This window comes from Yersinia ruckeri ATCC 29473 (assembly GCF_000754815.1).
Lineage (GTDB): Bacteria > Pseudomonadota > Gammaproteobacteria > Enterobacterales > Enterobacteriaceae > Yersinia > Yersinia ruckeri.
This window is the reverse complement of the sequence record NZ_KN150747.1, coordinates 1,989,751-2,015,833: the sequence shown is the minus strand read 5'-3', so window position 1 is coordinate 2,015,833 and position 26,083 is coordinate 1,989,751. Positions and strand designations below refer to the sequence as shown.

Below are 26,083 nucleotides of genomic sequence, written 5' to 3'. Positions count from 1 at the left end.
GATTAGAGGTGCAAGGAGGCAAGACGCAATATTTCGTTTTGCGAGGTTTGTTTAGTCTCAACAATTCCCGCAACCAGGCCGTTACTCATAACAAGTATTCTATCGGTAATTCCTAACAACTCAGGCATTTCGGATGAAATAATAATGATTCCTTTTCCTTTTTTTGCCAGTTCGGTTATTAGCTGATAAATTTCGAATTTAGCACCAACATCAATACCGCGGGTCGGTTCGTCCAACATTAATATCTCTGGTTGAGTCAATAACCAACGACCAATAATGACTTTCTGCTGATTACCACCGGACAATGAACCAATATTGGTGTGGTGCCCCGGCGTTTTTACTCGCATGGCATCAATCACCCATTGGGTGTCACTTTTCATCCGGCTGTTATCTAACAAACCAAATCTGTTTTTATAGTTACGAATATTAGAAATCAGCGAGTTAAAACCAATATCCAGATAAGCATAAATACCGGTAGAACGGCGCTCTTCCGTCACTAATGCAAACCCGTGGTTAATCGCTTCATTGGCGCTGTGGTTATTAATGGATTTACCGTGCAGCTTAATAGTGCCACTGATTTTTTCGCGGATACCAAATAAGGTTTCCACAATGTCGGTACGTTTTGCACCAACCAAACCAGCAATACCCAAGATTTCTCCCTGATGTAAGTCAAAAGAAATATCGCGAATAGAAGGCTGACGCAAAGAGGTGAGGTTTTTGACTTCCAGAATGACTTCACCAGGTATATTTTGACGATCGGGGAAGCGTTGGCTCAGAGAGCGTCCTACCATCATGGAGATGATTTGATCCATATCCAGACCAGCTAGTGGCTGGGTAGTGATCCATTGACCATCGCGTAAAATGGTAATTTCATCGCACAACTGGAATATTTCTTCCATTTTATGCGAGATATAAACAATGCCACAGCCACGGTCTTTCAATTTTCGGATAATAGTAAACAGGTGGTTCACTTCTTTTTCCGTTAGCGATGACGTTGGCTCATCCATAATAACGATTTTGGCATTGTATGAAAAAGCTTTGGCGATTTCGATCATCTGCATTTGCGATACAGATAAAGTCGCCACTTTATCTCGGGGATCAATATCAATATCCAGCTCGTCAAATATTGCTTTGGTATCCCGATACATCTTGTCTTGGTCGACAAACAAGCCCTTGGTTGGATAACGCCCCAGCCACATATTATCCATTACGGTGCGTTGCAGTACCAAGTTTAATTCCTGATGCACCATTGATACACCGTGTTCAAGCGCTTCTTTCGAGCTTTTGAATTCGGTTTCCTGCCCCTGAAAAATAATACTACCGGAGTCTTTTTTATAGATACCAAACAGACATTTTAGTAGCGTTGATTTGCCTGCACCGTTCTCCCCCATTAATGCATGAATGGAGTGTGGGCGGACTTTTAAATTAACGTTATCCAATGCCTTTACACCTGGAAATGATTTATTGATGTTACTCATTTCCAGCAACCACTCACGGGGTTGCGCTGTATTAATATCGGCCATAGCTACACCTGGCTAAAAAAGGGTTCTGCATCATGGTGATCAAAACCACTTTAAAATAAGAACGCCTGATAAATGCCCTTTGCCTCGTACAAACACGCCTGAATAATACGAGGCAAAGGGTGAATAAATAACTTACTTGGTAAACTGGGTCAGGTTGTCTTTATCTACACCGACATAGGGAATACGGACAACTTTATTATCCACTTTCCATTGGGTACCATCGGTAGCACTTTTCCCTGCAGCCAGATTCTTTGCCAAATCAAAGGTCGCTTTCGCCTGGTTATTGGCATCGTTCAAAACGGTACCGGCCATTTGGCCTGATTTAACCAGTGCCAGCGCTTCTGGCAGAGCATCGACACCAAATACTGGAATATTGGTTTTATTGTGAGCTTTCAGTGCTTCAATCGCGCCCATTGCCATTGCATCGTTATTGGCAATAACCACTTCAATTTTATTGGCATTAGGGCCAGATAACCAGGCATCCATTTTATCTTTCGCCTGCGCCGTATCCCACATTGCGGTGTCTAACTGCAATTGCTGAGTCTTGATACCTTCTTTATCATTCAGGGTTTTAATGACATAAGTGGTACGCGCTTCAGCATCTGGATGGCCCGGTTCACCTTTCAGCAACACATATTGAATCTGACCATCTTTGTTCAAATCCCATGCAGGTGAAGCTTTCCAGTGCTTGGCAATCAATTCACCTTGAATCACACCAGACTCTTTGGAGTCGGTGCCGACATAATAAGCTTTGTCATAGCTATCCAACGCTTTGCGAGATGGCTCTTTATTATAAAACACGATAGGAATATCGTTTGCGCGCGCTTTATCAATCACCACTGGAGCTGCCGCAGGATCGACCAGGTTAATCGCCAACGCTTTAACGCCTTTGGCCAACAATACGTCGATCTGGTCATTTTGTTTCGATTGATCATTCTGCGAATCATTCATCAGCAAAGTCACATCAGGTGAGCCTTTGGCATCTTTTTCAATCGCTTTACGCACAACAGACATAAAGTTGTCGTCATATTTATAAATGGTTACACCAATGCGGGTATCTGCCTGAGCGGCTGCGCCAAACATCATGCTGGCAACCAGGGTAGCTAAAGTGAAAACCTTCTTATTCATTTGTATCTCCGGGTTTATGTAGGGTAGTACAGGGTGATAACACCGTTGCCTTTGCGATAATCGAAACCATCGGTTAGAGCAGCTGACAACTGAATACCTATCGTCCTTGACCTCATTCACTCCGAAAAAGCTGTGTAGGCAGCCTATCATTAACGAAAATTACGCGTCCCTGAAAACAACTTTTTCTGACCAACAAACAGGCGGTCTGAAAAGTGACGCTTCCGGGAAAAGAACGGACTATCGTTAGTGACGGTGAAAACGCTTGGCACTATCTGCTGGCCATTACCGGCAATGTTTATCCCCTGCCGGGTCATTTTTTGATCCATTTAGATAGAAAACGATTAAAGCATAGACGGGAGCTTGTTAATAATCTGTGAATTTTCTCACAGATTGAAAACGGTTACACAAGAATAAATGCTCAACTAGTGAGCGGTGCCACAGTTTGACAAACCGCCACTGAATGACGCGGTACCAGGGTGGGTTGAAAGCAGTAAGCTGCGTTATCTTCAGAGACCTGCCCAGCACTAAATAGGGCCAGTTGGGTGGCTAAAGTCGCCATTGAAACAATAGGATAGAGCACAGTCGTTAACTTTGGACTGGTGTAGCGGGCAATCGGAATATCATCAAAACCCACCAGCGAGAATTGTTCCGGCACCATGATACCGTTTTCTTTCAGTACTGCCATCGCGCCAGCAGCCATGGAATCGTTGTAGGCAAAAACCGCACTCAAATTCAGGTTGCGCCCTAATAGGTCGATCATGGCGGCTTCACCACCCGCTAGATCAGGTGATGCATAAGCTCGCCAGCTTTCCTGCGGGTTAATATCCGCAGATTCTAACGCCTGAATATATCCTTGCTGACGCTGGACAACATCTTCAATCGGATGATTAGAACCGAGGAAACCAATGCGCCGGTGCCCTTGCCTGAGTAGTAACCGGCAGGCAATATGCGCACCGCTAACATTGTCCAGCCCAACACAACGAGATTCATAACCGGGGATAATACGATTAATCAAGACCATGCCGGGAACCTGATCCAAAAAGTCGATCAGTTCAGCGTCGCCCAATGCTTTGGCGTGAACGACCAACGCATTGCAGCGCTGACGAATCAATACCTCAATCGCATGACGTTCTTTCTCTGCCTGATGATAACTGTTGCCGATCAACAGATATTTATTATGCTGCTGTGCCACGGTATCCACCGCTTTAACCAGAGCACCGAAAAAGGGATCGGACACATCCATCACCACGACACCAATGGTATCGCTGCTTTGACTGGCCAATGCCTGCGCGTTGGCATTCGGGCGATAACCCAGCTCTGCAACGGCTTGCAGGACAGCAGTTCGAGTCGCAGGTCGGATCGCAGCGCTATTATTCAGCACCCGCGACACAGTAGCGAGTGAGACGCCAGCCAACCTAGCCACATCGCGGATAGTAATAATGTGTGTAACCGTCATAGACATCTCGACCTGTGGTGAAGTAGGCAGTGCGGATGAATCCATCGCGCCAATAATCCGCCTATCCTAACCAGTTTGTGGTCGTGACTACGTGAAATCCGTCACAGGAAAGAAAACGCTTACATACATTATTTTAACCTGTTGATTGCAGTTTATTCATTTATCGCCGTTAAGCTTTGCCGTCAGAATGACGAGCCGGTTGCCCGCTGGCATAGGCCGTCAACCGGCGCCATACCCACTCAATCGGTCCCTGGTTAAAATAGCTTAACCAAAGATTAGAAAACAATAGGTTACATAACCAAACAGCGGGTACCACCATGAGTAATTGCAGTCGATCCAATTGCTGATAGAGGCCAAAGCGGTAAAACAGTGTAGTACAAATCAAGGTTTGCAACAGATAGTTACTCAGCGCCATGCGGCCAACATTCGCTAACCAGTGGCTGATGCGCCAACGTGATAGCGTCGGCCAGAAACCGTAGCATAGCGCCAGATAGCCCAATGTTTGTAACGGTGCGCCCAGTTCTCGCGGCACCTGGAGCAGAAAACCCGTCCAGCGATATTCCCATTGCAACTGCCATTGTGCTGCAATCGCCGGAATCTGGATAAGCAGTGAAAGCGGTATCATCCACGTCGCCTGCAAACGATAATGCTGCAAACTATACTGTCCGCGTAACCAACCGCTGCGCATCAATCCTGCGCCAAACAGCATAAATCCAGCCAATTCCCAACCATATTGCGCGCCAATGGCGATCAAATTGGACGATAATAGATCAACGCGATTGATCCAGGCTTCGCTGCCACCTTTTAGTTTCCAAAATTGCTCATACTGGATTTCCGCTGGGCCAGGCATCCAGAACTGCCCCGGCTCACCAGTCACAATAAACCCAAGAAGTAACAATACACCCACGCCGATGAGATATAGCACGGCTCCGGTTCTCAATAGGCTATCGGCACTTTTGGCGTCGCGGATCATTCGCCAGCACACCAAACCAATCAGACTGTAGGCCAGCAGGATATCGCCATCCCAAAAGAAAATACCGTGAATCAGCCCTAGCAACAGCAAAATCGAAAGCCGTGCCTGAATCCAGCCTTTTCCTCGGTGAAGTAATAGCTCAAGTCCGGCGCCAAATAAAATGGCGAACATCGATAAAAACTTGGCCTGAGCAAAAATATCCAGCACCGCCCAGGTCCAGGCATCAGATAACGAAGGTAGTCCCAGAAAGGCCGGATTAAGGTAAGCCGCCTTAGGTAGGCCAAAAGCGCTGATATTAAGGAGAAGAATGCCAAGAATGGCCAGCCCTCTCACGCTGTCCAAGGTTGCGATCCGTTGACGCATAGTTGACATCCAGTGTAGTGGCACAATGGCGTGCCATCTTATGCAAAAAAGGATTAACTGCTGTGACGCACCGCGCGCAGGAATTCCTGGCGGGTATTCTGGCTGGATTTAAATAACCCGCCCAATGACGTGGTCGTCGTGGCACTGGTCGCATCGCGGATACCGCGAGCTTTTACGCAATAATGCACCGCATCAATCGATACCGCGACATTACTGGTTCCTAACAAAGTCTGTAACGCTAGCAAAATTTGCTGCGTCAAACGTTCTTGCACCTGTGGGCGCTGGGCGAAAAACTGAACGATGCGATTAATTTTGGACAAGCCGATCACGCTGTCTTTCGGAATATAAGCAACCGTGGCCTTACCATCAATGGTGACGAAGTGGTGCTCGCAGGTGCTGGTTAGCGTAATGTCTCGCACCGTGACCATTTCGTCTACTTTCATCTTGTTTTCAATGACGGTGATTTTAGGGAAATTGGCATAATCCAAACCGGAGAAAATTTCATCGACATACATTTTTGCGATACGTCTTGGGGTATCAGCCAGGCTATCGTCAGACAAATCGAGATTGAGTAATTGCATAATCTCGGTCATATGAGCCTGAATCCGCTGTTTACGTGTTTCTGAATCTAACACTTGCCCCCGTAAAGGGGTTTCAAGACCACGAGCTTCCAGTGCAGCATGAACCAATATTGCTTCTTTACTTAGCGATGACATTCTTCTCTCCAGCAGGCGTACGCACCCGGCAGGCGTAAACATTGATGCAGATCACGTCCGGATTTTGTGCACCACTCTAGATGAGAGCGTCAGGATTATCCAGTGATTGTGTTTCATGTCCCGATGAAATAACGGCATCACAGCCTGATCCACAAAGATTAAGACCGTTGATTCCCGCAATTTATGCTGCCGTATTTTTACCGGTGCGAGCTGCCGTATTGATCACCAGACCACCAGCAATCATCAATGCCATCACCGCGACATAAAGCGCAGGTTCTAGCCGATGGGTTAATGCCGTTGAGATTGCCGACAATATCGGCCCAACACATTGCCCAAGGGCATAGCCGGTGGTTAGCAAACCTGCCATATAACGAGTATGGTTAGGTGCCAGTTCACGGCCATGTTGCAGAGCAAGTTGCACGACACTGAGGAAACCACCGCCGGTAAATACCGCTCCAAGTATCAGACCGCTCACCCCTGGAACCCATTCGGCGCACAACACGCCCAGCGCTTGTACCCAGAGCGTCAACGCCAAACGAGTTTGCGTACTCAGGCAGTGCCTCGTCAGAATGCCCAAACCAATGCCGATAACCGCCGCGCCACCAAATACCGGCCAGACAAATTGTGCAAACAGGCTATCAGGGAAGCGGGACGTCGCCATTTGTGATAGAAACGTCGCTGGTAAGATATAGCCAAAGCCCGCCAGACTATAACTCCACACCAAACGTTTTAACGCGGGTGTCAGCACCAACGGTGTAACCACCACCTGCGGACGGTGTAATTCCCCAGCCCTCGGCAGATTAATACTGATCGAGCCAATCAATAGCAAAGCCAATGCACCATAAACCAGCCACGCCTGCGAGGCGCTCAAGGCAAAACTGTGGATGATAACGGCTAATAGGCCGCTGATGAAGATTCCCGCACCCGGCCCAGCAAAGACGGCGGCGCTCAACGCCGGACGGCCATAGTGTGCCAGACGCTCATTGGTCCAGGCCGCCACCAGCACCATCGACCAACCGCTGGCCCAGCCAATGGCGAAACGCACCCCGCCGTGCCACCACGGGCCATTGACCACGGCCGACAGCAACGTCAGCGTCACCGCGCCCCACACACCAAGCCATAAACGCCGTTCGACATGACGGCTGGCGCGCATAGCGTCGTAGGCACCACACAGATAGCCCAAATAGTTAAATGCCGCGACCAAGCCCGCTCCAGTCAGGCTGAACTGATGTTCGGCTATCATTAAAGGCACCTGTGGCGTAAAGGCAAAGCGGCCAATGCCCATCGCGACGACCAATGCCAGAAAACCACTTAATGCAATTCTTAACGCCATATCCATCACCTACCGGAACCAATACTGCCAGTTAAAAGAAAGTTGCTAATATCATGCGCCGACACTAGAATCAAAAAAAATGAATAATAGTCACAAAGTTAATCACGAAAAGAGAATGCCCATGGATTTGACCCAACTGCGTATGTTTTGCTGCGTGGCGGAAACCGGTTCCGTCGCTCGTGCTGCAGAACAGATGCACCGTGTGCCGTCTAACTTGACCACCCGCCTGCGCCAGTTGGAGGTGGAGCTGGGAGCCGACCTGTTTATCCGAGAAAAACAGCGTCTGCGCCTTTCGCCGATGGGCCATAACTTTCTCTGTTATGCCCACCGTATTCTGGCATTGAGTGAAGAAGCGATGCGCATTACCCATGCCGGAGAGCCAGCGGGGAGCTTCCCGCTAGGCTCAATGGAAAGTACTGCCGCCAGCCGCTTGCCCAATCTGTTGGCGGCTTATCATCTACGCTATTCTCAGGTGTCACTTTCCCTGATAACCGGCACTTCCGGCGAAATTATTGAGCAGGTGCGTGCCGGTACGCTGGCAGCAGCGCTGGTCGATGGGCCAGTTCAACATGATGAACTGCATGGCTGTCGCGCCTTTGACGAACAGTTGGTGATCATTTCCTGTGTCGATCACCCGCCGATCGAGCAGGCCAGCGATGCAGTGGATAAAACCTTGTTTGCCTTCCGTCCCAGTTGCTCCTACCGTTTAAGACTGGAGTCCTGGTTTCGTCAATCTGGTGTCTTGCCTGGTGCCATTCTGGAAATCCAGTCCTATCACGCCATGCTGGCCTGCGTGGTTAGCGGTGCCGGTCTGGCGTTGATTCCCCATTCAGTACTGGCGTTATTACCTGGCCACGAACGTGTGCGGGTGCATCAGCTACCGGCTGAGTTTGCCGATACCGCCACTTGGCTGATTTGGCGTAGAGATGCCTTCAGCCCCAATGTACGGGCACTGAAACAGCTAATTATTGAGCAAATTGAAGCCGCCTGAGCCGTTTAAGTTCAGTCCCATCATCAATCGTTGAATTGATTAAATTAACATATTTAATACAAAAAACATTAAATTAAATCACATTTACAGTAGCAAAACCGAGGAGTAATAGCATGGAGATGATCAAAACCCGCGCAGCCGTCGCATGGGGGCCGAATCAGCCACTATCCATTGAAGAAGTGGATCTGATGCCGCCACAGAAAGGCGAAGTGCTGGTGCGTATTGTCGCCACTGGCGTTTGCCACACCGACGCCTACACCCTGTCCGGCAAAGATCCTGAAGGCGTATTTCCGGCAATTCTGGGCCATGAGGGTGGCGGTATTGTCGAAGCGGTGGGCGAAGGCGTAACCAGCGTTGCGGTCGGTGACCATGTGATCCCGCTGTACACCCCGGAATGTGGTGAATGTAAATTCTGCCGATCCGGTAAAACCAACCTGTGTCAGGCTATTCGTGCTACACAAGGCAAAGGTCTAATGCCAGACGGCACTACCCGTTTCTCAAAAAATGGCCAACCCATCTTCCACTATATGGGTACCTCGACTTTTTCTGAGTTGACCGTAGTCCCTGAAATCTCACTGGCAAAAATCAATAAAGAAGCACCGTTAGAAGAAGTCTGCCTGTTAGGCTGTGGCGTCACCACCGGCATGGGAGCCGTGATGAATACCGCTAAAGTCCAACCCGGCGATACCGTAGCGATCTTTGGTCTCGGCGGTATAGGGTTATCAGCGATTATTGGCGCGCAAATGGCGGGTGCCGGTCGAATTATCGGTATCGATCTGAATACCAGTAAATTTGATTTGGCGCGGAAACTGGGTGCCACCGATCTGATCAACCCGAAAGATTATGATCGGCCGATTCAAGATGTCATCGTTGAGCTGACCGATGGCGGCGTAGACTTTTCTTTCGAATGTATCGGTAACGTTAATGTCATGCGTTCCGCGCTAGAATGCTGCCATAAAGGCTGGGGTGAATCGGTCATTATCGGCGTAGCCGGAGCCGGTGAAGAGATCGCTACCCGACCATTCCAGTTGGTCACCGGCCGCGTATGGCGCGGTTCCGCTTTTGGTGGCGTTAAAGGCCGCTCACAGCTGCCAGGCATCGTACAGCAGTATTTAGACGGGAAATTCCAACTGAACGACTTTATTACCCATACGATGGGGTTGGATCAAATCAATGAAGCCTTTGATTTAATGCATGAAGGTAAATCGATCCGCACTGTGATTCACTTTAATCAATAAGGCAAGGAGGCAGAGATATGCACAGGTCAATTGAACTTCTCGAAGAGCACCGGATGTTTGGCGGCTGGCAGCAGCGCTATCGCCACACCGCCAGCAGCTTGAATTGCAACATGACATTCAGCATTTATCTGCCGCCACCGCGGGATGACACGCCACCACCGGTGCTGTATTGGCTGTCAGGCCTGACCTGCAATGACGAAAACTTTACCCTGAAAGCTGGGGCACAGCGCGTTGCCGCCGAACTGGGTCTGGTACTGGTCATGCCGGATACCAGCCCACGCGGTGAGAATGTGCCGAACGATGAAGGCTACGATCTTGGCCAGGGTGCCGGGTTCTACTTGAACGCCACGCAAAAACCCTGGTCCGATCATTTTCGGATGTATGATTATATCAGCAAAGAGTTGCCCGACTTGATTCGTCAGCACTTTAGCGTCAGCGATCGACAATCCATCAGCGGCCACTCAATGGGTGGCCACGGTGCTTTAATGCTGGCACTGCGTAATCCTCTGCAATATCAGTCAGTTTCCGCCTTCGCACCGATTGTGAATCCTTGTCAGGTACCATGGGGGCGTAAAGCTTTCACCGCTTATCTGGGGGAAGATGAATCTCAGTGGTTGCAATACGATAGCTGCCATTTGTTATCCATCAGCAACACCGCGTTGCCCATTCTGGTCGATCAAGGCGATGGCGATCAGTTTTTAGCCGACCAACTTCAGCCGGCCAAATTGGCTGAAATTGCGCGCCAACGAGACGGGTCGCTGGTGCTTCGTATTCAGCCAGGCTATGACCATAGTTATTTTACCATAGCGACATTTATTGCAGATCATTTGCATTTTCACGCAAAATATTTACATAAAAAATCATTATTGTAGCAAGCAGAACCCTGCGAGGTTAATGACAAAGTTATAGATGCAAACCCGCGATTAAATCAGGTGCTCAGTATGACTAAAGAGCACCTGATTTAATCTGAGGTTAAAAAGAAGAGTCGGATTGCAATAAAAAAGCCAGTTCTTCCGCACTGGAAACTCGGCCAACTCTCCCTTGGCACCCGCCTGCCACACCGTGCCAAAACGCTGGCTCAGTAATTTGTCGAAATTATCGTCTTTTTTAAACCACAATGCCGGGTCAATTTCACTGAACCAAAAATCCAGAATTTGTTGGCTGTTCATCGCTGCTCCCCATTTAATACCTGATTTTGCCTGAGAGTGAAGTGCTGACGACTTTCCCCCGACCATTCATTCACCCAATTGCCGATCTCTGACATAATAGTCACCTCACCTATTTGATTGGATCATCTGCCGCCGGTGAAGTTGTTTACCCGCCAGATATCCTGACCACGGAGCCCAGCATGGATCACTGTAACACCCCGGATTTAATCTCTCTGGAACAGGCGCTGAAAAAAATGTTGTCGCAAGTGACTCAGTTAACGGCCACCGAATCCATTCCATTGACCGATGCTGCTGGCCGGATGACTGCTACCTCCGTGACCTCCCCGATTAATGTCCCACCTTTTGCCAACTCGGCGATGGACGGTTACGCCGTACGTAGCCATGAGATTAACGTTAGCACAGCCTTACCGGTAGCTGGAAAAGCCTTTGCCGGCGCGCCGTTCAAAGGTGAATGGCCAGCCAATACCTGTATTCGAATTATGACCGGTGCGCCGATTCCCATCGGTGCTGATGCGGTTATTATGCAGGAACAAGCTACCATCAGCGATGGCGGCATATTGTTCAATGTACCCATTAAAAGTGGGCAAAATATTCGACTAGCTGGTGAAGATATTCGCCAAGGTGCCGATGTGTTGCCTGCGGGCATCAAACTGGGCGCGGCTGAGTTACCGTTGTTGGCCTCACTGGGTATCGCCGAACTGCCAGTCATACGTCAGTTGAAAGTGGCCATATTCTCAACCGGAGATGAACTGCAAGCCATCGGGCAACCACTGGCTGAAGGGCAAATTTACGATACCAATCGTTTCGCAGTACGTTTAATGCTGCAACAATCAGGCTGTCAGGTTATTGATTTAGGTGTCATTCCCGACGATCAATCCGCGCTGCGCACCGCATTCCAACGAGCCGATGAAGTGGCCGATTTGGTGATCAGCAGCGGTGGTGTTTCCGTGGGAGAAGCTGATTACACCAAGCAAATGCTGGAAGAACTGGGCGATGTCAGCTTCTGGAAACTGGCCATCAAGCCAGGTAAACCTTTCGCTTTCGGTAAGCTGAAAAATGCCTGGTTCTGTGGCCTGCCGGGCAATCCAGTTTCCGCCGTGGTGACCTTCTATCAACTGGTGCAACCGCTGCTGGCGAAACTGTCTGGGCATACCCACTGGCAGCCACCGCTACGCCTGACTGCTACTGCTATGACACCGCTGAAAAAATCGCCAGGGCGACTGGATTTCCAGCGAGGCCGCCTCTCCCGTAGCGCGGATGGAAAACTGCAAGTCAGCAGCACCGGTCATCAAGGTTCGCACGTTTTTAGCTCTTTTAGTCAAGGTAACTGTTTTATCGTGCTGGAACAGGATCGCGGTTCCGTCGCCGTTGGTGAAAGCGTCGAGATCGAGCTGTTTAACCCTGTGCTGAGAGGCTGATATGTTGCCGGAGCTATCGAATGCGGAAATGATGCGTTATAACCGGCAAATTGTCCTGCGTGGTTTTGATTTTGATGGTCAGGAAAAACTGAAAGCTTCGCGGGTTCTGGTGGTGGGCTTGGGTGGTCTGGGCTGCGCTGCTGCGCAATATTTAGCCGCAGCAGGGGTTGGTCACCTGACATTGCTGGATTTCGACCGAGTTTCACTGTCCAATTTACAGCGACAGATTCTACATCGGGATGACCGGATTGGCATGAGCAAAGTGGCTTCTGCCCGTTTGACACTTGAGCAAATCAATCCACACCTGAGCATCACCACGCTGGATCGCCAACTGGACGATCAGCCGCTGGCGGTAAGCATAGCCGAACACGATTTAGTGCTGGACTGTACCGATAACGTAGCGATACGTGAACAGTTGAATCGTCAGTGCTTTTACCAGAAAAAACCACTGGTTTCCGGCGCAGCAATTCGTATGGAAGGGCAAATCAGCGTATTTACCTATGGAGATGACGAACCTTGCTACCGTTGCCTCAGCCGTTTATTCGGTAGAGAGGCACTTACCTGCGTTGAAGCTGGAGTGATGGCACCGTTAGTCGGCACCATAGGCAGCTTACAGGCGATGGAAACAATTAAACTGCTAACTGGTTACGGAGAGGTACGCCGTGGCCGCCTGTTAATGCTGGATGCCATGACGCTGGAGTTTCGCACCCTGAAACTGACTAAAGCGCCGCAGTGTGAAGTGTGCGGTAAGTAGCCATTGTTCCGAGTACCCTCTTCAGACTGCTGATCCACCTCGATAACGCAATCTCTGGAAGGAAAGACGGGGAGAAGAGTCAAGCGTCCGCGCCAGGGATGGCGCGGAACGAGAGTCGATTAAGACTGAATACCCTGACTACGCAGATAATCTTCGTAGTTACCGGTAAAGTCGTGAATCTTGCTCGGCGTCATTTCGATCACACGGGTCGCCAGTGAACTCACGAACTCACGGTCATGGGAAACGAAGATCAAGGTGCCTTCATACATTTCCAGTGCCATATTCAGAGCTTCAATGGATTCCATATCAAGGTGGTTGGTTGGCTCATCCATAATAAGAATATTAGGACGTTCCATCATCAACTTACCAAACAACATGCGGCCTTTCTCACCACCAGATAACACTTTGACTTTCTTCTTGATATCATCCTGGCTGAACAGTAGACGACCTAGCACGCTGCGAACCGCCTGCTCATCATCTTTTTCCTGTTTCCACTGGCTCATCCAGTCGAATACCGTCAGGTCGATCTCAAAATCACTGGCATGATCCTGCGCGTAGTAACCGATCTTGCTGTTCTCTGACCACTTAACGGTGCCAGAATCCGGCTGCGCGTCACCCCCCAAGCATTTCAGTAAGGTCGTTTTACCGATACCGTTCGGCCCCAGAATGGCAACTTTCTCACCCACTTCAACCATTAGATTGAGTTTTTTAAACAGTGGGCCATGATCGAAGCCTTTGGTCAGCGCCTCAACTTCCAGCGCGTTACGGAACAGTTTTTTCTCTTGGTCAAAACGAATAAACGGGTTCTGACGGCTCGAAGCTTTCACCTCATCCAATTGAATTTTATCAATCTGACGAGCACGCGATGTCGCCTGCTTGGATTTCGAGGCGTTGGCGCTAAAGCGGCTAACGAAAGACTGCAACTCAGAAATCTGAGCTTTTTTCTTGGCGTTATCGGATAACAGACGATCACGTGCCTGCGTTGCCGCCGTCATGTATTCGTCGTAGTTACCCGGATAAACCCGCAGTTCGCCATAATCCAAATCCGCCATGTGAGTACACACCATATTCAGGAAGTGACGGTCATGGGAAATAATGATCATGGTGCTACTACGCTCGTTCAGCACTTGCTCCAACCAACGGATAGTATCGATATCCAGGTTGTTGGTTGGCTCATCAAGCAATAGAATTTCCGGGTTGGAAAATAGCGCCTGCGCCAAAAGTACACGCAGTTTAAAGCCTGGAGCGATTTCGCTCATCAGGCCATAATGCTGTTCGACCGGAATACCTACGCCCAGTAATAATTCACCGGCACGGGCTTCCGCGCTGTAGCCGTCCATTTCGCCGTAGGCAACTTCCAGATCGGCCACTTTATAGCCGTCTTCTTCACTCATTTCGGCTAAAGCATAAATGCGGTCACGTTCTTCCTTCACTTCCCACAGTTCACCATGACCCATGATCACGGTATCCAGAACAGTGTACTTTTCAAAGGCGAACTGATCCTGACGCAATTTACCCAAACGCTCATTGGGATCGAGGAACACGTTACCTGCGCTCGGCACTAAATCGCCACCGAGAATTTTCATGAAGGTTGATTTGCCGCAGCCGTTAGCGCCGATCAAACCATAGCGGTTGCCGCCGCCAAATTTTACTGAAATGTTTTCAAACAGCGGCTTACTGCCGAATTGCATGGTGATGTTGTTAGTACTTAGCACAGAGCTCGCTCTCGATTGGATAACTGAATAGGGGGATCAATATTAGAAATATGTGATTCGGCGCGCATTATGCCACAAGATAGAGGCAGAATCGCCTCTCGTTTGCACAATACCCCATCGACCGCCAAGAATGCAGCTTTAAACCGCCACTATTGCAAAGCTTCAACCGGCTCAATGTCACCTGGCTCAACATAACCCACAACGCGTGAAATGGCCGGATAAAGCGCTTTAAGTTTCATCTCGATATTATCGATCGCCGAGTGAGCTTTAATCACAGAAATAAAAGGTTGTACGATACAATTAAAGCTGACGACAATACCTACATCGGTATTTCTCGCTTTCACGTCGCGAATATCACGCAACATACTGTCTTGCTGCATCAACTGGCATAGTGCCTCGCGAATAGTAACGAGTTCTGCTTTTGGTACATCCGCGCTACTTAGCAAGTAGTTGATCTGCGGTTCAATATGAATATCGACTTCGGTTGCCGCGCCCATCTCGTCTCTAATGGCTGATTTCATGGCGGTCGCCACCACATCGGCCTGGGTTACACTAAAATGAGCTGGCACTTCCAAATCCAAACTAATCGACGTATGCGAAGACAATTGCTGCAAGGTCAGATTATGGATCGCTACGTCATTGTTGGCCGCAATAACCCGTAAATGGGTTGCCATACTTTCATCATTTCTTTTTTTCGGTGTGGCCAATACAGTTATTTCGGCATCGCTATAATCCGCAGCCAAGTTTTTAGCAATGTGACTTTTAAGCTGATCAATACGCTCTAACGACAATGTCCGACAAACAATAATGGTTACTTCAATAAACAACATCGCTCCCGCATCTCTCACCCGGCATTTAGCCACGGAAATAACCTCGGGAAAACGGGTTAATGAAGCAGTAATTTCATGCTGTTTACCGACCGGAGCGGTATCAATTAACGTGTTAAAGGAACGTTTTCCCAGTCTTATTGCCGTCACCAGAATAAACAGTGCTACCACCATCGCTGCCAGCGCATCGGCTTTTGGGTAGCCAAACAACACAAATACCATGCCCAATAAAACCACTCCAGACGACATCATATCGGAGAGAAAATGCAGAGCACCGGCTTCCAGCGCCGTGCTATTGGTTTTTTCGGCCACTCGTTTTAAGGCACGGACACGATAAAAATCAACCGTCATCGCAATAATCAGCGTCAGAATAACCGCTGGCGCGGCAATAATCGGCTGGGTTTCTCCCCAAAAATGTTTCCATGCTTCGACGGCGATCCAAGCTGCGGCCATTAATAGCAGCAAAATTTCAAACAGAGCCGCCATATTCTCTACTTTTCCGTGCCCAAAGTGGTGATCGTCATCGGCGGGTTTATCACTGACCCGCACTGCGCACCAGGTGACGGTAGTGGCGATAAAGTCGGTAAGAGAATGTATTCCTTCAGAAATAAGACCAATACTTCCGGTGAATATCCCAACGGCAAATTTTCCGATCGAAAGTAAACCACTAGCAATCATTGATTTCCAAGCCACATCTTGTTTTTCATTTCGCATTTTACGACTCACTCAATAACGGCAATGCCCACATTTATCGACATTACCTACAATAAACTCTCCGATTTTAATATCGGATATTTGGATTATGATGATCCCGTTTATACGCTCAAGGTGCACAGATGCTGATTGTCGTTCGACATAAGCTTTATTTTTTCGCGCTATTTATCCGATACAGCAGACTCCAGATAAAAGCCACGACGATTATACTCCCAGAAAATATTAATAACATCTGGTAGAAAACAGCATGACTTTCGCCTGATTCCTGGCTGATTTCATAAATACCGACATAAATCATAAAGATGGCATATATAATCCCGATAAAATAAAATACCACAATGACCTCTATTTTTTTGTCGTACTCATTAAGATCAAACACGAGAAGGATGTATTTAGCGAGTCTCACTTTCTCGACGAATCATCCCATCAAGCATGCATAGCAATAGCGAAGAAGACCAATATACTGGTAAAACTGAGGGTTAACATAACTACCACAATATTATGCATAAAAGGCACCTTCACAGATACAAACGGCGAACAACCCATTATATCTACAACAGCAAGCTATCAATAAAACTGACTGCCTGAATAACCGCTTCAAGATTAATAGTTTTTACTCACAGACTTCTGACAAGAAAGCCACGCACACTATTATTACGGTTATTCTTAATGTAATAATGCGTGGCTCTCTATCATGTATTAACTCGTCTGTTATATATTCAATATGACCTGAGCAATTTTAAAATAAATAATCAGCCCCGTACCATCAATAAAAGTGGCGATAAACGGCGCTGAAACTACGGCGGGATCAATACCGGCTTTCTTGAGTATCATAGGAATAATGGACGATACAAAAGCACTCCAGATGGTAATCGCCACCAGAGCCAAACTCACCACCAAGGTCACATCCGTACCGACGCCCATAACCCAGGCGCGCACCCAAGCCGCGCCACCAATAGTCACAGCAATCATCAATGAGGTTGTCACTTCCTTCTTAATGACGGCACCCACATTGCGCAGGCTGACTTCGCCTAACGCCATAGCACGAATCAAGGTTGAGGTGATTTGCGTACCACTATTACCACCAGTACCAATCAATAAGGGAATAAAGAACGCTAACGCAATAACCGCCTCCAACTGTTCTTCAAAGGCTTTGATCACTGTGCCAGTATAAGCTTCAGCAACAAATAACATCAGCAACCACGGACAGCGTTTTTTCCATAATTCCCATGAACTGGTACTCAAATAAGGTTTATCCAGCGGTAAACTGGCGCCTTGACGTTGAGCATCTTCGGTATTTTCGTCTTCGACCAGGCGAGCAATTTCTTTTTCACCCAACACACCGACCAAACTCCAATTCGCTAATACTGGCACAACATCAACGCCACCCTGACTTAATAACTGCGCGACATGGCTACGCTCATCATCGGGAGAAACATGGAAAAAACTTTGGTTCATCATGGTACTAATCGGGCTGTTTGGTTCAATCGATTGCAGTAGTTTCTTTACTGACAGCACGCCGCACAGATGACAATTATCGCTGGTGACAAATAATTGAGAAGGAATTTCATCGGTCTTTAACTGAGAAAGCAGATAATCGCGGGCTTCCTTCGTCGTCAGCTTTTCAGAAATGGTAATAAAGTTATCGCTCATATAAGCCGCCACGGATGCTTCTTCACAGGCATCAGCGTCAGTTTTTAATAGCGTATTATGGTGTGATAATGAATGAGTCATGATTGTCCCTATATCTGTTTAGACTTCAACAGTGATCGCATAGGGGCGGTAACCAAAGAGGGAGTGCAGACTGCCTATCTCCGCGTCCAGGTTTTAGCACTATACAACGTATCTGATGATGTCATCAGAAGTTACCTTGGGCTGAACCTTAATCCGATAAAGCCTGTCTTAACCTTGGGCATCTCTCGATGTCGTCAGATCAGTAACCTGTGTTTGTATAGGAGCCTCGCCAAACGAGATACTGCATACATATTTGTTTCGCGGTGATTAAAGCACGCCCTTTCCAAAATTTTCCGGGCATTCGCAAGTCGTTTAAGTAATATTTAGAAAAAAGTAGTCATAGATAAAAATAAGTTGGTTTTAAAAAATCAGTGCTGCCGCTGAAATAAATTTGCACTTTATCTTATTTAAGATGACCCATCGTATGAAGAATGAAAATATAACTAACTGAACTTAAAAAGTTTTCCATTACGAAAAAATCCGCACGGAGGCGGATTTTTATTGGATTGGGTACTGAGTTCCAAAGAACCAATACCCTAGCGGCTAACTACACTTAGAAAGTGTAACCAACACCAGCGATCCAAGTACCAACGTCAACGCTGCGGATGCGGCTCTGCTCGTAAGAGAAGTCCAACGCGACGTTTTTGATTGGGTTCAACTGAACGCCAGCACCGTATGCCAAGCCGTAATCGCTTGAACTTGCTTTGTTGTCACTAGCCAGACCGTTCTGAGTGAAACGACCATAGCTCACACCGACTACGCCATAAACGCTAGCCCAATCGTTGATACGGTAAGCTGGACCCGCAGTAATTGCGTTGTACTGAGCCTTGTTGTAAGCGCTGTCTTTATCACCGAAAGAACTTTTTTCAGTGTGAGTGAAAGAACCGATAGCGCCCAACTGGGAATCGCTCCACTCGTAACGATATTTCAGGTTGAAACCTGAAGCTTTGTTAGCAACACCTTGTAAATCGCTCTGGGCATAACCACCAGTAACGGTGCTTTCGCCTGCAAATGCACTACCGACGCTTACTGCTAACACACAAGCTGCTACTGCTGAAAGACATGCAATTTTCTTCATAACTACCTCAAGACGCAAATTATTATTAATTAAACAAAGCACCTTTAAAATATAACAAATATTAGATAGAAACTCTGCACCTGAATCGTTGTCTAAACTTTTATATGGTGTAACAAATCTTTTCTAGAACAGGTAACTTGCTAAAAGTATACATGATTTAGCCAAATTAAGCTTGAACTGTGAAGTTCATCACTTTATTCAATTCCAGACAATTCTTAAACATATCGTCTATAAAACCCACTTTTGGCGTTTGAAAAACATACAGCGCTAAAGTTGTTTGCCTTTTTTTGCATTTGACTCACTGCTTTTGCTAATTTTTGGATACATCGATAGCAATTCATTTACACTGGTAAAAAACTGAATATTTATTAATTTTACCGAGGTCTCAAAGGATGTCGCTGTCCCCTCCATCCAAATCGTCATTTCCCCTGCTTCCCATTTGCCTGCTGGTCATTGCTATGGTTTCAATTCAGAGCGGTGCATCACTAGCAAAAAGCCTATTCCCGTTAGTGGGTGCGCAGGGCATTACCTCTCTACGACTGGGAATTGGCACGCTGATTCTGTTCGTTATTTTCAAGCCGTGGAAAATGCGTTTTGCCGCAGGAAGTCGGTTAGCCCTGCTGATATATGGTTTGGCACTTGGCGGAATGAACTTTCTTTTCTATTTATCATTAAAAACGGTGCCACTAGGCATTGCCGTTGCACTTGAGTTTACCGGCCCACTGGCGGTGGCGATGTTTTCGTCACGTCGCCCGATCGATTTCCTGTGGGTGGGATTGGCTATACTGGGATTAACCTTTTTACTTCCCCTCGGTCAAAGCGTCGAACGTATTGATCTGTTTGGTGCAGCCTGCGCTCTGGGTGCCGGTGCCTGCTGGGCGATTTATATTCTTTCCGGACAAAAAGCCGGTGGCGATCACGGAGCCGGAACGGTGGCAATAGGTTCATTAATCGCTGCGTTGGTTTTCTGTCCGATTGGTGTCGCTTATAATGGCATGGCGTTATTTTCGCCCGCTATTTTACCTGTTGCGCTAGCGGTTGCCATTCTCTCCACCGCATTGCCTTATTCGTTGGAAATGGTTGCACTCACTCGTCTACCCGCTCGTACCTTCGGTACTTTAATGAGTCTGGAACCAGCGCTGGCAGCTATTTCCGGCTTAATTTTCCTCAATGAGCATCTGTCTCTGGTGCAATGGTTGGCACTCGCCTCGATTATCTGTGCATCGATTGGCGCAACCTTAACCATTAGAGCTAAATCTAAAATAGAAGAATTGGCTTAATCCGCCACCCAAGAGCAACAATCTGGAAGCCAGACCGGCAACACACAATGAAATCTGGCTGCTAGCGAGCAACTTCACTCTCTTGGCCCGCTGGATACCGACGAATTAACGCCGGTCGGTTTCTTTAGGGCTAAGCGCTATCAGACTGGAACCGAAGGCGATTCACCCACTGGACAACTTATTGGTGCTGTACAGCGGCTCGTTGCAAAATAGTGAGCCGCAATGACAGCGCTGATACACACCTAAAGTGAGGATTGACATGTCAGACTGGGAACCCGATCTTTACCGTCAATTTGAAGCCGAACGCACCCGACCAGCCGCCGATTTGCTTGCCAAGGTGGCACTCGATAACCCTCTATTTATCAGCGACCTGGGCTGTGGGCCTGGTAATTCCACCGAATTATTGTGGCAGCGCTTTTCTACCGGCAACCTAGTCGGCATTGATAACTCGCAAACCATGCTAGACAGTGCACAAAAGCGCTTACCTGGCTGCCAATTCCAACTGGGCGATATTCAGCACTGGCAACCTCCGCAGCCACAGGATCTGATCTACGCCAATGCCAGTTTACAGTGGCTACCAGAGCATAAACATTTAATGCCACAATTACTGGCGCAGCTTGCCCCGCAAGGCATTCTGGCAGTGCAAATGCCCGATAATCGCGACGAACCCAGCCACAGAGCCATGCGTGAAGTGGCAACGGAAGGCCCATGGCAATCGCTGTTAGCAACGAGTCATGCCGAGCAGGTGAAAATACTGTCTGTGCGCGAATATTACAATTTACTGGCTCCGCTCGCTCAGCGGGTTGATATATGGCGCACCTTTTATTACCACCCGATGCCGTCTGCTGAAGCCATCGTCAATTGGCTTCGTGCTACCGGATTAAGGCCATTTCTCGATCCGCTCGATGACATTCAACGCCAAGCTTTTCTGCAAGCCTATTTACGAAAGATTGATGCCGCTTATCGCATCCAAAGCGATGGTCGCCGTTTACTGACCTTCCCGCGCCTATTTATTGTGGCGCAAGTCGGTAGATAGCGTCTCTACTCCGTTGATTTTAAACAGTGAAAATTAACGGAGTAGAAGATATCTATTCCTATTATATCCATTGGAAATAATAAACTTTAGTGTAATGGTTAGGTATTGAGTGATTATTCATCTTTCAGATTGACGGGTTAATTTAAATGTTAAATAAACTCATCGACAATCATTAATAATAAAAAATAAAATCCTTGATAAATATCAAAATAAAACACAATGGTTATAAAAAATAATTTACCACTCATTATATCAAGATATAACCGATGTCATTGATAGGCCGTAACCGCTTAATGCAAATAAATATCACTGCTATAATTATTCGGTAAGAAAATGAATAAATCACTTATCAAGAGGATACCTATCATGAGTACCGCTAAACTGGTAAAAACCAAATCTTCTGATCTGCTTTACACCCGTAATGATCTGGATGAAAGCGTAAAAATTGCTGCCATCAAGGCACTGAACCGCATGCTTATTCAATTTATCGATCTCTCATTGATAACCAAACAGGCTCACTGGAATATGCGCGGGGCAAACTTCATTGCCGTACATGAAATGCTGGATGGTTTCCGTACCTCAATTACCGGGCATTTGGATACTTTTGCAGAACGTGCTGTACAGCTCGGTGGTATTGCATTAGGTACTGTACAGGTTGTGAATGATAAATCACCGCTTAAAAGCTATCCGACCAATATTCATAGCGTACAGGAACACCTGAAAGCGCTGGCGGATCGCTACGCCGTTGTCGCTAATGATATTCGCAAAGCCATTAATCAGGTCGAAGACGAAGACACTGCTGACATGTTTACCGCCGCTTCCCGCGATCTAGACCAATTCCTATGGTTTATCGAAGCCAATATCGAATAACGCTGACATATTGAAAGAATGCTATCAGATTAAATGATTGGGGCTGGCAACGCTGGCCCTTCGTCATTTTTCCCGTTCACTTAGCCATTGCTGTACGTGATATTTTCCTCTCACGCATTGATGTTACCTCTGACGCCTGTCACATAAAAATCTGCGCCCACCAGCAATTGTGTTGTTTTCATGTTAAAACACAATCATTAATTATTGACTAATTAGTTAGTAGTGAGTTAATTATGATGGCATTGCACCAAAATAGCCAAAATGCACCATTTTGGTGATTCGTTGCAGTGCAATTGATTGTAGCTAAGTAGTTGCAGCCTAATAATTTGTATTAAATGCTTTATTTTTAAAAGACTTGCAATTTTGGCACGATTTTTTCATATTGCTCCCGGAATTATAAAAAAACGGATCTCCTCCACTCAAAGTACAAAGGAACTCCCACATATGAAGTCACTTGTAAAAGTTTCATTGGCCGCTATCACTCTGGCCTTTGCAGTAAGTTCTCACGCAGCGGACAAATTGATTGTTGCCACGGATACCGCTTTCGTTCCTTTCGAATTTAAACAAGGGGATAAGTACGTTGGTTTTGATGTTGATCTTTGGGCGGCTATCGCCAAAGAATTGAAGTTGGATTACGAACTGAAACCTATGGATTTCAGCGGCATTATTCCTGCCTTGCAAACCAAAAACGTTGATTTGGCTCTGGCTGGTATCACCATTACCGACGAGCGCAAAAAAGCGGTCGATTTCTCTGATGGTTACTACAACAGCGGCTTGCTGGTAATGGTAAAAACCACCAACAATGACATCAAAGGCGAAGCCGATCTGAAAGGTAAAGTATTGGCAGTCAAAAGCGGTACTGGTTCCGTTGATTACGCCAAAGCCAACATCAAAACCAAAGACCTGCGTCAGTTCCCTAATATCGACAACGCTTACCTGGAATTAGGTACTGGCCGTGCTGATGCGGTTCTGCACGACACACCGAACATCCTGTATTTCATCAAAACTGCCGGTAATGGCCAGTTTAAAGCGGTCGGTGATTCCATCAAGGCACAACAATACGGTATCGCCTTCCCACAAGGCAGTGAGTTGCGGGTGAAGGTCAATGCGGCACTGAAGACATTGAAAGAGAACGGCACTTACAATGAAATCTATAAGAAATGGTTTGGTGTTGAACCTAAGTAATTAATTTTTTTTGCGGTTTTTATACCAGGAGAATATACATGCAGTTTGAATGGAGCGCTATTTGGCCCGCCATACCAATCTTGCTTGAAGGTGCCAAGTTAACCCTGTGGATCTCGGTTCTCGGGTTGCTTGGTGGCCTGATTATTGGGGTTGTCGCAGGTTTTGCTCGTGCTTATGGTGGTTGGTTAAGTAGAAATATCGCGTTAGTTTTCATTGAATTGATTCGCGGTACGCCAATTGTTGTACAAGTGATGTTTATCTATTTCGCCTTGCCAATGATGATGCCAGTACGCATCGATCCTTTCTCGGCAGCCGTTGTGACCATCATGATTAACTCCGGCGCTTATATTGCGGAAATCACCCGCGGTGCAGTGCTGTCAATCCACAATGGTTTCCGCGAAGCCGGTTTGGCATTGGGTTTATCCAAGCGCGATACGCTGCGTTATGTCATTGCCCCTTTGGCACTGCGTCGTATGTTACCGCCGCTGGGCAACCAATGGATTGTCAGCATTAAAGATACCTCACTGTTTATCGTGATCGGTGTGGCCGAACTGACTCGTCAGGGTCAGGAGATTATTGCCGGTAACTTTCGTGCCATGGAAATCTGGACGGCCGTTGCGGTGATTTACCTGATTATCACGCTGGCGCTGAGCTTTGCCCTGCGTCGGTTAGAAAGAAAATTGAAAATAATATGATTGAATTCAAGAATGTTTCTAAACACTTTGGGCAAACCCAGGTACTGCACGATATCAATCTGAATATCACCAAGGGCGAAGTGGTGGTGATTATCGGGCCTTCTGGCTCAGGTAAATCCACGTTGCTGCGCTGCATCAACAAGCTGGAAGTCATCACCAAAGGCCAACTGATCGTTGATGGTTTAGATGTTAACGACCCTAAAGTCGATGAACGTCTGATTCGCCAGGAAGCCGGTATGGTTTTCCAACAGTTTTATCTGTTCCCGCACCTGACTGCGTTGGAAAATGTGGCCTTTGGCCCGATCCGAGTGCGCCATGCCAGTAAACAGGATGCAGAAAAACAGGCTCGCGAACTGCTGGCAAAAGTTGGGCTATCCGAACGAGCACACCATTATCCTGCCGAACTGTCCGGCGGTCAGCAGCAGCGTGTGGCTATCGCCAGAGCACTAGCAGTTAAACCCAAACTGATGCTGTTTGATGAGCCAACGTCCGCACTGGACCCAGAATTACGTCATGAAGTGTTGACTGTAATGAAGGATCTGGCTGAAGAAGGCATGACGATGGTCATCGTCACTCACGAAGTGGGCTTTGCGCAGAAGGTGGCGTCACGGTTGATCTTTATTGATAAAGGTCGCGTAGCCGAGGACGGAGATCCTGATACGTTAATCACCAACCCGCCAAGTAATCGCTTGCGCGAGTTCTTGCAACACGTATCCTGATAAATTAGCCTTGCGGGGGACAATCATGCCTCCCGCAAGGTATTTCGCTCTGTTTTATCTCTGATTGCTAAAATTAATCACCATTCAAAGCGCCTAAAAATACCCGCACAATGAGCTAACTGCCGTAGGGTGAAAATTCGATTTAACCGGTCAAAAAACTACCAACGTTCGGCAACCCAGACAGCACGTTGGGCTTCAGTCTGGAATGTCCAAGCGACAAAGCGACTGACTTTTTGTCCCTGTGCCATATCAATGGTGCGAATTTCCGCAGCATTCGCATAACGGAGAGCATGATAAATCGCCGGTAGACTGGTTTTTTTGGAAACCAGTGACGTGAACCAAAGGCAGTTGTTGCCGCGCTCGACGCTTTCTCTCACCATACGAGTCACAAAACCTTCTTCACCACCATCGCACCACAACTCGGCATTTTTACCACCAAAGTTTTGTACCGGCTGCGCCGCCACTTCATTTTTGCCTAGCTTATGCAGTTTACGCCGCGTAGTGGCTGCAGCCTCTTCCGCCGAAGCATGGAATGGCGGGTTGCATAACGTCACGTCATAACGCTCGTTAATCGCCCATACACCGTCAAAAATAGCCGCAGGTTGTTTCTGTAACTTCAAACGCAGTGTATTTCTCAGCGTTGGGTTCATGGAAACCACCATTTTCGCAGCACTCAGCGCCTGTGGGTCAATTTCTGTGCCAGTGAAACGCCAGCCATATTCCCGTTGACCAATAATAGGATAGATGCAGTTGGCACCGACACCGACGTCCAATACCGCGACACTTTTCCCCTGCGGGATAACGCCACCGTTATCGCTGGCTAACAGATCGGCCAAATGGTGCAGATAATCGGCTCGCCCCGGAATCGGCGGGCATAGATAGTCGGCAGGAATATCCCAAAATTCAATGCCATAAAAATGTTTTAATAATGCCCGATTCAACATTTTTACCGCCGCAGGATCGGCAAAATCTACTGAAATATCACCGTAGGCATTCGGTGCCAAAAACGCACTTAACTCAGGGCAACTGATTGAAAGCGCATCAAAATCGTAGCGAGAACGATGATGATTTCGGGGATGTAATCCGCTTTTTTCTTTGGGAAAGATTTTTTTGTTTTCCATCGGTTGACTCTCTGGTGGGCATTTTCTGGCGCGTAAGATAGCATAAA

23 protein-coding genes and 1 riboswitch are annotated in these 26,083 nt (G+C 47.5%); of the genes, 11 read left to right on the top strand and 12 right to left on the bottom strand.

Annotated features, from left to right (window positions below; genetic code table 11):
• Positions 1-2: 2 nt before the first annotated feature.
• The 6 genes from mglA to DJ39_RS08960 form a co-directional block, all read right to left on the bottom strand.
• Positions 3-1,523 (bottom strand): galactose/methyl galactoside ABC transporter ATP-binding protein MglA, encoded by a 1,521-nt coding sequence (mglA, locus tag DJ39_RS08985; RefSeq protein ID WP_004717157.1) that lies wholly within the window; start codon positions 1,521-1,523, stop codon positions 3-5.
• Between the two features lie 132 nt (positions 1,524-1,655).
• Positions 1,656-2,651: a galactose/glucose ABC transporter substrate-binding protein MglB gene (gene mglB / locus DJ39_RS08980; protein WP_004717155.1), complete on the bottom strand. Its 996-nt coding sequence runs from the start codon at positions 2,649-2,651 to the stop codon at positions 1,656-1,658.
• A gap of 418 nt (positions 2,652-3,069) precedes the next feature.
• Positions 3,070-4,107 carry an HTH-type transcriptional regulator GalS gene (gene galS / locus DJ39_RS08975; RefSeq protein ID WP_038244458.1) on the bottom strand — a complete coding sequence of 346 codons (1,038 nt, stop codon included), beginning with the start codon at positions 4,105-4,107 and terminating at the stop codon, positions 3,070-3,072.
• A gap of 169 nt (positions 4,108-4,276) precedes the next feature.
• Positions 4,277-5,443 carry a DUF418 domain-containing protein YeiB gene (yeiB, locus tag DJ39_RS08970; protein ID WP_004717149.1) on the bottom strand — a complete coding sequence of 389 codons (1,167 nt, stop codon included), beginning with the start codon at positions 5,441-5,443 and terminating at the stop codon, positions 4,277-4,279.
• Positions 5,444-5,496: 53 nt separating this feature from the next.
• Positions 5,497-6,159: a GTP cyclohydrolase I FolE gene (gene folE, locus DJ39_RS08965; protein ID WP_038251309.1), complete on the bottom strand. Its 663-nt coding sequence runs from the start codon at positions 6,157-6,159 to the stop codon at positions 5,497-5,499.
• A 181-nt stretch (positions 6,160-6,340) separates the two neighbouring features.
• A complete protein-coding gene (locus DJ39_RS08960; RefSeq protein ID WP_038244344.1) occupies positions 6,341-7,492 on the bottom strand; it encodes a YbfB/YjiJ family MFS transporter in 1,152 nt (383 codons plus the stop codon).
• 121 nt (positions 7,493-7,613) lie between these two features.
• Here DJ39_RS08960 and ptrR point away from each other — a divergent pair, with 121 nt between their 5' ends.
• The 3 genes from ptrR to fghA all read left to right on the top strand — a co-directional run bounded on the left by ptrR (position 7,614) and on the right by fghA (position 10,593).
• On the top strand, positions 7,614-8,483 hold the full coding sequence (gene ptrR, locus DJ39_RS08955; protein ID WP_004717143.1) for a putrescine utilization regulator PtrR: 870 nt from the start codon (positions 7,614-7,616) through the stop codon (positions 8,481-8,483).
• Between the two features lie 113 nt (positions 8,484-8,596).
• Positions 8,597-9,721, top strand: coding sequence for an S-(hydroxymethyl)glutathione dehydrogenase/class III alcohol dehydrogenase (locus DJ39_RS08950; RefSeq protein ID WP_004717142.1), 1,125 nt, complete (start codon positions 8,597-8,599; stop codon positions 9,719-9,721).
• A 17-nt stretch (positions 9,722-9,738) separates the two neighbouring features.
• Complete coding sequence (gene fghA / locus DJ39_RS08945) at positions 9,739-10,593, top strand: S-formylglutathione hydrolase (protein WP_038244346.1); 855 nt, start codon at positions 9,739-9,741, stop codon at positions 10,591-10,593.
• Between the two features lie 51 nt (positions 10,594-10,644).
• Here the strand turns inward: fghA and DJ39_RS18445 are convergent, their stop codons facing one another.
• Positions 10,645-10,890 (bottom strand): DUF924 family protein, encoded by a 246-nt coding sequence (locus tag DJ39_RS18445; RefSeq protein WP_038244348.1) that lies wholly within the window; start codon positions 10,888-10,890, stop codon positions 10,645-10,647.
• A 179-nt stretch (positions 10,891-11,069) separates the two neighbouring features.
• On the opposite strand from DJ39_RS18445, the gene moeA reads away from it, so the two are divergent.
• Both moeA and moeB read left to right on the top strand, forming a co-directional pair.
• Positions 11,070-12,308 carry a molybdopterin molybdotransferase MoeA gene (gene moeA, locus DJ39_RS08935; protein ID WP_038244350.1) on the top strand — a complete coding sequence of 413 codons (1,239 nt, stop codon included), beginning with the start codon at positions 11,070-11,072 and terminating at the stop codon, positions 12,306-12,308.
• Position 12,309: 1 nt separating this feature from the next.
• Entirely contained in the window at positions 12,310-13,062 is a 753-nt protein-coding gene (gene moeB, locus DJ39_RS08930) for a molybdopterin-synthase adenylyltransferase MoeB (protein ID WP_004717133.1), read from the top strand.
• 119 nt (positions 13,063-13,181) lie between these two features.
• On the opposite strand, the gene DJ39_RS08925 is transcribed toward moeB, so the two are convergent.
• From DJ39_RS08925 to ompX, 4 genes are all read right to left on the bottom strand, one after another.
• Complete coding sequence (locus DJ39_RS08925; RefSeq protein ID WP_071815356.1) at positions 13,182-14,777, bottom strand: ABC-F family ATPase; 1,596 nt, start codon at positions 14,775-14,777, stop codon at positions 13,182-13,184.
• Between the two features lie 149 nt (positions 14,778-14,926).
• Complete coding sequence (locus DJ39_RS08920) at positions 14,927-16,318, bottom strand: cation diffusion facilitator family transporter (protein ID WP_004717129.1); 1,392 nt, start codon at positions 16,316-16,318, stop codon at positions 14,927-14,929.
• A gap of 711 nt (positions 16,319-17,029) precedes the next feature.
• Positions 17,030-18,052, bottom strand: a complete 1,023-nt coding sequence (locus tag DJ39_RS08910; RefSeq protein ID WP_004717125.1) for a magnesium transporter — start codon at positions 18,050-18,052, stop codon at positions 17,030-17,032.
• 71 nt (positions 18,053-18,123) lie between these two features.
• Positions 18,124-18,297, bottom strand: a riboswitch (M-box (ykoK) riboswitch).
• 308 nt (positions 18,298-18,605) lie between these two features.
• On the bottom strand, positions 18,606-19,130 hold the full coding sequence (gene ompX / locus DJ39_RS08905; protein ID WP_038244358.1) for an outer membrane protein OmpX: 525 nt from the start codon (positions 19,128-19,130) through the stop codon (positions 18,606-18,608).
• Positions 19,131-19,522: 392 nt separating this feature from the next.
• On the opposite strand from ompX, the gene rhtA reads away from it, so the two are divergent.
• The 6 genes from rhtA (at position 19,523) to glnQ (ending at position 24,915) form a co-directional block, all read left to right on the top strand.
• A complete protein-coding gene (gene rhtA, locus DJ39_RS08900; protein ID WP_038251307.1) occupies positions 19,523-20,410 on the top strand; it encodes a threonine/homoserine exporter RhtA in 888 nt (295 codons plus the stop codon).
• A gap of 259 nt (positions 20,411-20,669) precedes the next feature.
• Complete coding sequence (gene tam / locus DJ39_RS08895) at positions 20,670-21,446, top strand: trans-aconitate 2-methyltransferase (RefSeq protein ID WP_004717118.1); 777 nt, start codon at positions 20,670-20,672, stop codon at positions 21,444-21,446.
• Positions 21,447-21,812: 366 nt separating this feature from the next.
• Positions 21,813-22,316 (top strand): DNA starvation/stationary phase protection protein Dps, encoded by a 504-nt coding sequence (gene dps, locus DJ39_RS08890; protein WP_004717117.1) that lies wholly within the window; start codon positions 21,813-21,815, stop codon positions 22,314-22,316.
• A gap of 444 nt (positions 22,317-22,760) precedes the next feature.
• Complete coding sequence (gene glnH / locus DJ39_RS08885; RefSeq protein WP_038244362.1) at positions 22,761-23,501, top strand: glutamine ABC transporter substrate-binding protein GlnH; 741 nt, start codon at positions 22,761-22,763, stop codon at positions 23,499-23,501.
• Between the two features lie 38 nt (positions 23,502-23,539).
• Positions 23,540-24,196, top strand: coding sequence for a glutamine ABC transporter permease GlnP (glnP, locus tag DJ39_RS08880; RefSeq protein WP_038244364.1), 657 nt, complete (start codon positions 23,540-23,542; stop codon positions 24,194-24,196).
• Positions 24,193-24,915, top strand: a complete 723-nt coding sequence (glnQ, locus tag DJ39_RS08875) for a glutamine ABC transporter ATP-binding protein GlnQ (protein WP_038251305.1) — start codon at positions 24,193-24,195, stop codon at positions 24,913-24,915. Before glnP ends, glnQ begins: the two co-directional genes overlap by 4 nt.
• Before the next feature lie 158 nt (positions 24,916-25,073).
• Here glnQ and rlmF read toward each other — a convergent pair whose 3' ends face one another.
• Complete coding sequence (gene rlmF, locus DJ39_RS08870) at positions 25,074-26,036, bottom strand: 23S rRNA (adenine(1618)-N(6))-methyltransferase RlmF (protein WP_038251304.1); 963 nt, start codon at positions 26,034-26,036, stop codon at positions 25,074-25,076.
• Between the last annotated feature and the right edge of the window lie 47 nt (positions 26,037-26,083).

Bases quoted from the DNA above. Each gene is read 5' to 3' on its own strand.
- mglA (WP_004717157.1), bottom strand. From the start codon at position 1,523: ATGGCCGATATTAATACAGCGCAACCCCGTGAGTGGTTGCTGGAAATG.
- mglB (WP_004717155.1), bottom strand. From the start codon at position 2,651: ATGAATAAGAAGGTTTTCACTTTAGCTACCCTGGTTGCCAGCATGATG.
- galS (WP_038244458.1), bottom strand. From the start codon at position 4,107: ATGACGGTTACACACATTATTACTATCCGCGATGTGGCTAGGTTGGCT.
- yeiB (WP_004717149.1), bottom strand. From the start codon at position 5,443: ATGCGTCAACGGATCGCAACCTTGGACAGCGTGAGAGGGCTGGCCATT.
- folE (WP_038251309.1), bottom strand. From the start codon at position 6,159: ATGTCATCGCTAAGTAAAGAAGCAATATTGGTTCATGCTGCACTGGAA.
- DJ39_RS08960 (WP_038244344.1), bottom strand. From the start codon at position 7,492: ATGGCGTTAAGAATTGCATTAAGTGGTTTTCTGGCATTGGTCGTCGCG.
- ptrR (WP_004717143.1), top strand. From the start codon at position 7,614: ATGGATTTGACCCAACTGCGTATGTTTTGCTGCGTGGCGGAAACCGGT.
- DJ39_RS08950 (WP_004717142.1), top strand. From the start codon at position 8,597: ATGGAGATGATCAAAACCCGCGCAGCCGTCGCATGGGGGCCGAATCAG.
- fghA (WP_038244346.1), top strand. From the start codon at position 9,739: ATGCACAGGTCAATTGAACTTCTCGAAGAGCACCGGATGTTTGGCGGC.
- DJ39_RS18445 (WP_038244348.1), bottom strand. From the start codon at position 10,890: ATGAACAGCCAACAAATTCTGGATTTTTGGTTCAGTGAAATTGACCCG.
- moeA (WP_038244350.1), top strand. From the start codon at position 11,070: ATGGATCACTGTAACACCCCGGATTTAATCTCTCTGGAACAGGCGCTG.
- moeB (WP_004717133.1), top strand. From the start codon at position 12,310: ATGTTGCCGGAGCTATCGAATGCGGAAATGATGCGTTATAACCGGCAA.
- DJ39_RS08920 (WP_004717129.1), bottom strand. From the start codon at position 16,318: ATGCGAAATGAAAAACAAGATGTGGCTTGGAAATCAATGATTGCTAGT.
- DJ39_RS08910 (WP_004717125.1), bottom strand. From the start codon at position 18,052: ATGACTCATTCATTATCACACCATAATACGCTATTAAAAACTGACGCT.
- ompX (WP_038244358.1), bottom strand. From the start codon at position 19,130: ATGAAGAAAATTGCATGTCTTTCAGCAGTAGCAGCTTGTGTGTTAGCA.
- rhtA (WP_038251307.1), top strand. From the start codon at position 19,523: ATGTCGCTGTCCCCTCCATCCAAATCGTCATTTCCCCTGCTTCCCATT.
- tam (WP_004717118.1), top strand. From the start codon at position 20,670: ATGTCAGACTGGGAACCCGATCTTTACCGTCAATTTGAAGCCGAACGC.
- dps (WP_004717117.1), top strand. From the start codon at position 21,813: ATGAGTACCGCTAAACTGGTAAAAACCAAATCTTCTGATCTGCTTTAC.
- glnH (WP_038244362.1), top strand. From the start codon at position 22,761: ATGAAGTCACTTGTAAAAGTTTCATTGGCCGCTATCACTCTGGCCTTT.
- glnP (WP_038244364.1), top strand. From the start codon at position 23,540: ATGCAGTTTGAATGGAGCGCTATTTGGCCCGCCATACCAATCTTGCTT.
- glnQ (WP_038251305.1), top strand. From the start codon at position 24,193: ATGATTGAATTCAAGAATGTTTCTAAACACTTTGGGCAAACCCAGGTA.
- rlmF (WP_038251304.1), bottom strand. From the start codon at position 26,036: ATGGAAAACAAAAAAATCTTTCCCAAAGAAAAAAGCGGATTACATCCC.